7 protein-coding genes and 1 tRNA gene are annotated in these 8,862 nt (G+C 60.8%); 5 read left to right on the forward strand and 3 right to left on the reverse strand.

All coding sequences use genetic code 11. The features are described 5' to 3' along the window. The first annotated feature begins 37 nt into the window (after positions 1-37). The gene (gene desA / locus CQ041_RS13310) at positions 38-1,222 is read left to right on the forward strand and encodes a delta-9 fatty acid desaturase DesA (protein ID WP_105524548.1); all 1,185 of its coding nucleotides are present in this window, start codon (positions 38-40) and stop codon (positions 1,220-1,222) included. Positions 1,223-1,410: 188 nt separating this feature from the next. Then, positions 1,411-2,412 carry a sensor domain-containing diguanylate cyclase gene (locus tag CQ041_RS13315; protein ID WP_105524549.1) on the forward strand — a complete coding sequence of 334 codons (1,002 nt, stop codon included), beginning with the start codon at positions 1,411-1,413 and terminating at the stop codon, positions 2,410-2,412. 31 nt (positions 2,413-2,443) lie between these two features. Here the strand turns inward: CQ041_RS13315 and CQ041_RS13320 are convergent, their stop codons facing one another. The 3 genes from CQ041_RS13320 to gabD form a co-directional block, all read right to left on the reverse strand. Then, positions 2,444-3,652, reverse strand: coding sequence for an HDOD domain-containing protein (locus CQ041_RS13320; protein ID WP_105524551.1), 1,209 nt, complete (start codon positions 3,650-3,652; stop codon positions 2,444-2,446). 139 nt (positions 3,653-3,791) lie between these two features. After that, positions 3,792-5,069, reverse strand: a complete 1,278-nt coding sequence (gabT, locus tag CQ041_RS13325; RefSeq protein WP_105524553.1) for a 4-aminobutyrate--2-oxoglutarate transaminase — start codon at positions 5,067-5,069, stop codon at positions 3,792-3,794. Positions 5,070-5,249: 180 nt separating this feature from the next. Further along, a complete protein-coding gene (gabD, locus tag CQ041_RS13330; protein WP_105524555.1) occupies positions 5,250-6,692 on the reverse strand; it encodes an NADP-dependent succinate-semialdehyde dehydrogenase in 1,443 nt (480 codons plus the stop codon). Between the two features lie 372 nt (positions 6,693-7,064). Here gabD and CQ041_RS13335 point away from each other — a divergent pair. From CQ041_RS13335 to CQ041_RS13345, 3 genes are all read left to right on the forward strand, one after another. Next, positions 7,065-7,141, forward strand: a tRNA-Arg gene (locus CQ041_RS13335). A 105-nt stretch (positions 7,142-7,246) separates the two neighbouring features. After that, on the forward strand, positions 7,247-8,329 hold the full coding sequence (locus tag CQ041_RS13340) for a site-specific integrase (RefSeq protein WP_241665026.1): 1,083 nt from the start codon (positions 7,247-7,249) through the stop codon (positions 8,327-8,329). A gap of 229 nt (positions 8,330-8,558) precedes the next feature. Next, on the forward strand, positions 8,559-8,792 hold the full coding sequence (locus CQ041_RS13345) for an AlpA family transcriptional regulator (RefSeq protein ID WP_256586790.1): 234 nt from the start codon (positions 8,559-8,561) through the stop codon (positions 8,790-8,792). Positions 8,793-8,862: the final 70 nt, after the last annotated feature.

Consider the following 8,862-nt stretch of genomic DNA (forward strand, 5'->3'; position numbering starts at 1 on the left):
GAGCTGTTCTTTTCTTTATCTGAGGGCCATACAGCCTATGTGGTACAACGGTTTTCTTGACTTGTCAGCTTGGCAACTGGTGGCAGTCACTCTGTTGATGACCCACGTGACCATCGTTGGGGTCACGGTCTATCTGCATCGCTATTCAGCCCATCGCTCCCTGGAGCTCAATGCCGGCCTGAAACACTTTTTCCGCTTCTGGCTGTGGCTGACCACGGCCCAGAATACCCGCGAGTGGACCGCCATCCACCGCAAACACCACGCCAAGTGCGAAACCGTCGACGATCCCCACAGCCCGGTGATCAAGGGCCTGTCTACCGTCCTGTGCAAGGGTGCCGAACTGTACCGCGCCGAAGCGGAAAACCCCGAGACCCTGCGTATCTACGGCAAGAACTGCCCGGACGACTGGATCGAGCGCAAAATCTACACCCCCTACCCCCTGCTGGGCGTGGCGATCATGGGCGTGATCGACCTGCTGCTGTTCGGCACCATCGGCATCACCATCTGGGCGATCCAGATGATGTGGATTCCGTTCTGGGCCGCCGGCGTGATCAACGGCCTGGGCCATGCCGTGGGCTACCGCAACTTCGAATGCCGTGACGCGGCCACCAACCTGGTGCCGTGGGGCATCATCGTCGGTGGCGAAGAGCTGCATAACAACCACCACACTTACCCCAACTCCGCCAAGCTGTCGGTGAAGAAATGGGAGTTCGACATGGGCTGGGCCTGGATCAAGGTGTTCAGCTTCCTGCGCCTGGCCAAGGTGCAGCGCGTCGCACCGATCGCCCACCGCGTCGAAGGCAAGGGCCACCTGGACATGGACACTGCCATGGCGATCCTCAACAACCGTTTCCAGATCATGGCCCAGTACCGCAAGCTGGTGATCGGCCCGCTGGTCAAGCAGGAGCTGGAGAAGGTCGATCATTCGGTGCGCCACCAGTTCCACCGGGCCAAGCGTTTGCTGTCGCGGGAAACCAGCCTGCTGGACGATCGCCATCACTTGCGTATCCAGAGCATGCTGGAGCACAGCCAGGCCCTGAAAGTGATCTATGAAAAGCGCCTAGCGCTGCAACAGATCTGGCTCAAGACCAGTTCCAATGGCCACGACATGCTCGCGGCGATCAAGGAATGGGTGCATGAAGCCGAGGCAAGCGGCATCCAGTCCCTGCGGGATTTTGCCCATCAATTGAAGACCTATTCGCTGCGTCCTGCGGCGGTCTGACGGCGCTCTGGGAGGGCCCGCCCTCCCAGCCATCAGCTTTTTGGCGTCAGTTCTCGGGCGGGTCCAATCCGTCCGCCCGACGGAACTTCACCGCGATTCATCTCTCTCAAAGAACACTTCGCCATCATGGTGGCCCCTTGTTGTGACCGCTGCTCCACATCGCGGCGCGCCCAGAGAGAGTTGTGCCGATGGTTCATGAAAAGCCCTGCCTAGTCGACACCCCAACCACTGGAAGTCCTCGTCCTGCTGCGGCTGCAACCCTGCTGGCGCTCGTGCACGCCCAAGGTGAAGTCGAGCGGCTGAGCGAGCGTGAGCAGTTGCTGAGCTCGCTGCTGGTGAGCGTGAATGCGGTGCTGTGGGCCATCGATTGGGAGACGCGCCGCGTGCTGTACGTGAGCCCGGCCTATGAGCGGGTGTTTGGTCGCCCGGCCGGTCCATTGCTGGCCGATCATCGGGAATGGCGCAACAGTATTCACCCCGAAGACCTCGACTATGCCGAACACAGCCTGGCCCGCGTCCTGAGCGAAGGCGCGGTAGAAGACCGCGAGTACCGCATCATCACGGCCGACGGGCAGATTCGCTGGTTGAGCGACAAGTGCTACATCAACCAGCAGGCAGAGCCCGGTGAGCCGTTGATCGTGGTCGGCATGGCCGAAGACATCACCGAGAAGAAACAGCTGGAGCTTGAGCTGCATCGCCTCGCCACCACCGACGTGCTGACCCAGAGCAGCAACCGCCGGCACTTTTTCGAATGCGCCAACCATGCCTTCGACAATGCCTGCATCCAGGGCACGCCACTGGCCTTCCTGCTGTTGGACATCGATGACTTCAAGGACATCAACGACACCTACGGCCATCTGGAGGGCGACCAGGTGCTGCGACGCATCGCCGAGAGTGGCCGCGGCGTGTTGCGCCGGGGCGACCTGTTCGGGCGCATTGGTGGCGAAGAGTTCGCGGCCGTGCTGCCCGGCTGCGCGCCGGAGATGGCGCTGCAGGTGGCCGAACGCCTGGGTCGGGAGATACAAGAGCTGGGCTTCAGCTATGAAGGCCAGGTGTTCAGCGTGACCATCAGCCAGGGCCTGGCCAGCCTTACCGAAGAAGACGCGACCCTCGACAGCCTGTTTGCCCGCGCCGATGCGGCCATGTACGAGGCCAAGCGACTGGGCAAGAACCGCGTGGTTGCGGGCTGAAGCCGCCCCCACACTTGGGCCTGATCGCGCTCTAGGCCCTGCGCGCCCGCGTGAGCTCCGACAGTCCCACCTTGAGCAAGCGCGCGGTTTTGCCACCGGCCAACGCTTCCAGGCCTTCGTGCTCGGTCAGGCGCGCCATCTGCGCCGCCAGGTTCACCACCAGCGCATCGCGGGCGTACACGCCGCCTTCCAGGGAGTAAATCGCTGCGATCAACTGCCGAAGCTCCAGCGGCAAACGCCAGCGCGTGCGCAGCGCCGAGCCGTAGGCCGCGCCAAACGTGGCAAGGGACTCGCCGATCAGTTCATCATCCAACGCCCCACCGCCCTGGCGCCAGTCCTCCAGGCAGCGCAGCAACGCCAGGTCGCCCAGCCGATGCAGGATGCCCGCGCTGTAGCAGCGCTCGTGGTCCAGTTCGAGCATGCGCGCCAGACGGCGCGCATAGTCAGCGGTGTCCTGGGACAACTGCCAGTAACGCTCGGCATACGCCACCAGGCCCGGATCACCCAGCACCACGTTGTGCTTGAGCGCCAGGCCGAGGATCAGGTTCATGCTTTGCCCGGCGGCGAGCTTGTGCAACGCCGCCGGCAGGGTCTGCACCGGTGAGCCGTGGTGCCCGGCACTGTTGGCGGCCGCGATCAGCACCGCAGTGATTTGCGGGTCTGCGTGCACCTGGTCTTCCAGACGTTTGAGGTCGAGTCCCTCGGGGCCCAGGCTTTTCTGCACCGCCGCTTTCACATCCACCCGCAAGGGCGCGCCATCGGAAGCTTCGCGGCGGCGCTCCAGAAACACTGGCAACGTCACGCCCGGCGCCAGCGGAGGCACTTCGCAGTACACACTTTCGCCTTCGTTGAGCAGCAGGTCCTGCAGGCGCTGGGTCAAACCCTCCATGTTCAGGGGCTTGGTCAGGTACGCCGTGGGCGCCAGAGGCAGCGCCTCACGCACGCTGGCGCTGTCATTGCGACTGCTCAGCAGAATGAAGGGCAAAACCGGCGAGCGACGCTTCTGGCGCATGTTGCGCAGCAGGCTCAAGCCATCGATGCCTGGCAATTCCCAATCCGCCAGGATCAGGTCGTAGGATTTTTCTCGTAACAACGTAGCCGCATGCTGCCCGTCGGCACAGACATCAAGCCGTGCGTCGCAACGCACGTTCAATAAAACCTGCTTGAGCAGGTCTCGCGACCAAGGGTCCGCTTCGGCAATCAATACCCGGGGTACAGCCGGCAAATCAACAGCAGTCATCCAGCACGCTCCATCGGCAATGCTTGCACCTTAGTCAATGGAGCGGCCTACGTACAATGAACAAGGCCTGAATGTGTTGCAGGGGGCACAAAAAAACCCGCCGAAGCGGGTTTTTCCTGTCGAACCGGTCAGCGTGCGCTTACAGTTCGCTGAAGCACTCTTCGATGATCGCCAGGCCTTTGTCCAGCTGCTCGTCCGGCGACGTCAGCGGGACCAGTACGCGCAATACGTTGCCGTAGGTGCCGCAGCTCAACAGGATCAGGCCTTTTTCACGCGCCTTGGCCACTACCGAGGCAACGGCAGCGGCGTTTGGCTTGTGGGTGTCGCCGTCGTCGAACAGCTCGACCGCGATCATCGCGCCCAGGGCACGCACTTCACCGATCACCGGGTACTTGGCCTGGATGGCCTTGAGGCCAGTGACCAAACGCTCGCCGACAGCCTTGCAACGGTCCAGCAGGTGTTCTTCCTCGAACACTTCCATTACCGCCAGGGCCGCTGCGCACGCGATCGGGCTACCGGCGTAGGTGCCGCCCAGGCCGCCTGGCGCAATGGCGTCCATGTATTCAGCCTTGCCGCACACGCCGGCCAGCGGGAAGCCGCCAGCGATGGATTTGGCGAAGGTGGTCAGGTCGGCGGCAACGCCCATCTGCTCCATGGCGAAGAAGGTACCGGTACGGCCGGCACCGGTTTGCACTTCGTCGGCAATCAGCAGGATGCCGTGCTTGTCGCACAGTTCGCGCAGGCGCTTCATGAAGGATTTCGGCGCGACGTAGAAACCGCCTTCGCCCTGCACCGGCTCGATGATGATCGCAGCGATATCGCGCGGCTCGGCATCGTTCTTGAAGATGCGTTCGATGCTGGCGATGGAGTCGTCATCGCTCACGCCGTGCAGTTCGTTCGGGTACAACGCGCGGAACACGCCGCCGGGCATCAGGCCCATGCCGGCCGAGTACGGCACGACTTTGCCGGTGAGGCCCAGGGTCATCATGGTGCGACCGTGGTAGGCGCCGGTGAAGGCGATCACGCCGGCACGGCCAGTGGCGGCGCGGGCGATCTTCACGGCGTTTTCAACAGCTTCGGAACCGGTGGTGACCAACAGGGTTTTCTTGGCGAAATCACCCGGGACCTTGGCGTTCACTTTCTCGCACACTTCTACGTAAGGCTCGTAAGCCAATACCTGGAAGCATGTGTGGGTCAGCTTGTTCAGTTGCTCGGTCACGGCCGCAATGATTTTCGGGTGCACGTGGCCGGTGTTCAGCACGGCGATACCGCCGGCGAAGTCGATGAACTCGCGACCTTCAACGTCGGTCACGGTGGCGTTCTTCGCCGACTCGGCGAAGATCGGGTGAATCTGGCCAACACCGCGCGGGACAGCGGATTCGCGGCGTTTCATCAGGGATGCGTTGGTCTTGCTCATAAAGTCCTCATTCGCCACTCATCGGGTGGCGCGGTCCAAGGAATACGTGGCGGGGAGGAAACTGCGGCAGCATGCGATGATCGACTGCCACGGCTTTCCCGGCCACTACGAATAACGGTGTGAAACACGCAAAGGGTCAGCGCTCTCGTGCCCTCTGCGTTTGCTGCAATCCCTTCCCGGTCAGATGCCCAGGCAGAGGTATTTGATTTCCAGGTAATCCTCGATCCCGTACTTGGAGCCTTCACGGCCCAGGCCCGAAGCCTTGATGCCGCCGAACGGCGCCACTTCGTTGGAGATCAACCCGGTGTTGACGCCAACCATGCCGTACTCCAGGGCTTCGGCCACGCGGAACACACGGCCCAGGTCGCGGGCATAGAAGTAGGAAGCCAGGCCGAACTCGGTGTCGTTGGACATCGCGATCACTTCGGCTTCGTCCTTGAAACGGAACAGCGGCGCCAGTGGGCCGAAGGTTTCTTCCTTGGCCACGGCGGCGTCTTTCGGCACGTCGACCAGAATGGTCGGCTCGAAGAAGTTGCCTTCCATGACCTTGCCGCCAGCCAGCAACTTTGCGCCTTTGCTCAACGCATCGGCGATGTGTTCCTGCACCTTGGCCACGGCCTTTTCATCGATCAGCGGGCCGGTGGTAGTGCCATCTTCCAGACCGTTGCCGATCTTCAACTTGGCCACGGCCACCTTGAGTTTTTCAGCGAAGGCGTCGTAGACCGAATCCTGGATGTACAGGCGGTTGGCGCAGACGCAGGTCTGGCCGTTGTTGCGGTACTTGGAGATGATCGCGCCTTCGACGGCCTTATCCAGGTCCGCGTCGTCGAACACGATGAACGGCGCGTTGCCGCCCAGTTCCAGGGAGACTTTCTTGATGTCCTTGGCGCATTCGGCCATCAGCTGGCGACCGATTTCGGTGGAGCCGGTGAACGACAATTTACGCACGATCGGGTTGCTGGTCAGCTCGCCGCCGATGTCGCCGGCGCTGCCGGTGACCACGCTCAGCACACCTTTCGGGATACCGGCACGGTGCGCCAGTTCAACCAGGGCCAGGGCCGAGAATGGGGTTTGCGAAGCGGGCTTGATCACCATGGTGCAACCAGCGGCCAGGGCCGGGCCGGCTTTACGGGTGATCATCGCAGCCGGAAAGTTCCACGGGGTGATGGCAGCGGTCACGCCGATCGGCTGCTTGATCACGATCAGGCGCTTGTCGGGCTGGTGGCCGGGGATCACGTCACCGTAGATGCGCTTGGCTTCTTCGGCGAACCACTCGATGAAGGACGCGGCGTAGACGATTTCACCCTTGGCCTCAGCCAGCGGCTTGCCTTGTTCGAGGGTCATCAGGCGACCGAGGTCGTCCTGGTTTTCGATCAGCAGTTCATACCAACGGCGCAGCTTGTTCGCGCGCTCCTTGGCCGTGAGTGCACGCCAGGCTGGCAGGGCCTTGTCGGCGGCTTCGATGGCACGGCGGGTTTCCGCGGCGCCCATCTTTGGCACGGTACCGAGAATCTCGCCCGTGGCAGGGTTGTTGACCTTGATGGTCTGACCGTTGTCCGCATCCACCCAAGCGCCATCGATAAAGGCTTGCTGGCGGAACAACTGGGTATCTTTGAGCTGCATGTCGGGTTTCCTTAACAGCACCGCGCGCACGCGGAGCGAATTAGAGTTGTTGAAAGGCGCCTGGTGGGCTGCCGTCAGGGAAATCAGCCCCAGCGTGCTGGCATAAATGGACAGGCGCGCGGGAGACAGAGCGTTTGAAATCTCAAACGAATCCTAGGATCAATGGGGGTACAGGGCAATAGGCTGTTCGAAAAAAAGAACGAAAACCGCGCTTTTGCCGATTCTTTCAGATCAGCGTAGTTGAGGCCGGTTCCCGCACCTTGACCCACGGTGCCCGACCCAAGGCCTTGGTGAGGCCATTTCCTACATTGGAACGGCCAAAGACCAGCATGGACGCCCATGGTCGACATGGGTATGATGTCGCCCGCACAAGCATCCGTAGCTCAGCTGGATAGAGTACTGCCCTCCGAAGGCAGGGGTCGTGGGTTCGAATCCCGCCGGGTGCACCATCTTCTTTCCCTTGTATTACAAGGGGATAGCGCTCCTGACAGAAACCTGTCCTAGTCCTGAAAGTCGTTTTTGCCACAAATTTGCCACACTCAAAAGTGGCGGGAATGGTCGAAATGGCAACAATCAGGAATCGCGGCGAGTATCAGTGGGAAGCGCAAATCCGCCGTAAGGGCTACCCAGCCCAGCGCAAAACCTTCGAAACCAAATCCGATGCCCAAGCCTGGGCGCGCATGATCGAAAGCGAAATCGACCGAGGTATTTTTGTCTCTCGAGTTGAGGCTGAACGCACCGCCTTTCATCAACTCATTGATCGATACATTTCCGAGATCGCACCGAAACACAAAGGCGCGTATTCGGAAACCAAACGTCTGGAAGCGCTCAAGCGTCATCCGCTGGCGACACGCATCGTTGCCACCCTCACCTCTTCAGATTTTGCACGCTACCGCGACGAGCGCCTGAAGATTCGGAAGGGCAATACGGTGAAACGTGAACTCGCACTGTTCCAATGCGTGATTGAGGTCGCTCGCCGCGAATGGGGAATTCATCTTGCCGAGAACCCAGTCAGGATGGTCAGCCGTCCCAGCTACAACGACGAACGCTCGCGGCGGCTCGACCCAATTGAAGAGCAATACATCCTCAACGCCCTGGAGCTTCGTGAGCGCCGTGCTGACGGCACCTATGCCGACGCCTCACACAATCCATGGATACGGCCCATCGTCCAACTGGCGATTGAGACAGCCATGCGCCGTGGCGAAATTTTCGAGCTGCGCTGGAAGCATGTGAACCTAGATCGCAGGACCGCGCATCTTCCAGCGACTAAGAACGGACTGCCCAGAACCGTCCCGCTTTCACCAAGGGCTATTCAGCTGCTGAAGGACTTGCCGCGCTCGTTGTGCGGTCGAGTCTTCCCCACCACCGCCGACGCTCTCAAGAAAGCCTTTGTGCGAGGCCTGGAGCGAGCGAGGCTGAAATACCTGGGGGATTGCGGGGCGGCGCAGGTAACGCCTCAGGAAGACTTCCTGATCAATCTACGCTTTCACGATCTGCGGCATGAAGCGACATGTCGGCTTGCGACCAAGCTGCCGAATTTGATCGAGCTTGCCAGCGTGACGGGTCATCGGGAAGTGAACATGCTGAAGCGTTACTACAACATCACCGCAGAAGAGCTCGCGGCAAAGCTGGCTTGATCAGACCTATGGCTACTTCTCAGTGGTCAGCTTGGAGCTGACCACTGATCTTGCAACACGCCCGCGCGAACCCAGCATAGGTCTACGAGGCACTGTTGCCGGGTCAGCAATCGCCTCTTGTTGCGGCCCCTTCCTTCAGAAAACCTTTCATCTGTTAAAAAGCTGTCCTAGTGATTGAGCGTCTGATTGGCAAAAGCTGGCCTCACCAGATCAATCGAGCGATAAAGCGATGACAGTAGATTATGAAACCATCCAGAAAATACAGAAGCTTGGCGACGACGTTCTGATTGGCGTGGCTGAAGTTGCGGCGCTGACCGGCTTCAGCGTGCTTACGGTCCGTCAGCGCAAATTGCCGGGGCTTGAGCCTGTACCGGGACTGTCAAGGTTGAGATGGAGACTGGGTGATCTGAGAACTTGGATGCGCACCGGCAACACCGAGAGTCGAGATTCAGCAACAGTCTGAATCGCCCCTAGTTTCGTAGACACCTCCAAGCCTTAAAATGAGGCCCATTAGGAGGTGCCATGAGCAACCA

Source organism: Pseudomonas sp. MYb60 (assembly GCF_002979555.1).
Classification (GTDB): domain Bacteria; phylum Pseudomonadota; class Gammaproteobacteria; order Pseudomonadales; family Pseudomonadaceae; genus Aquipseudomonas.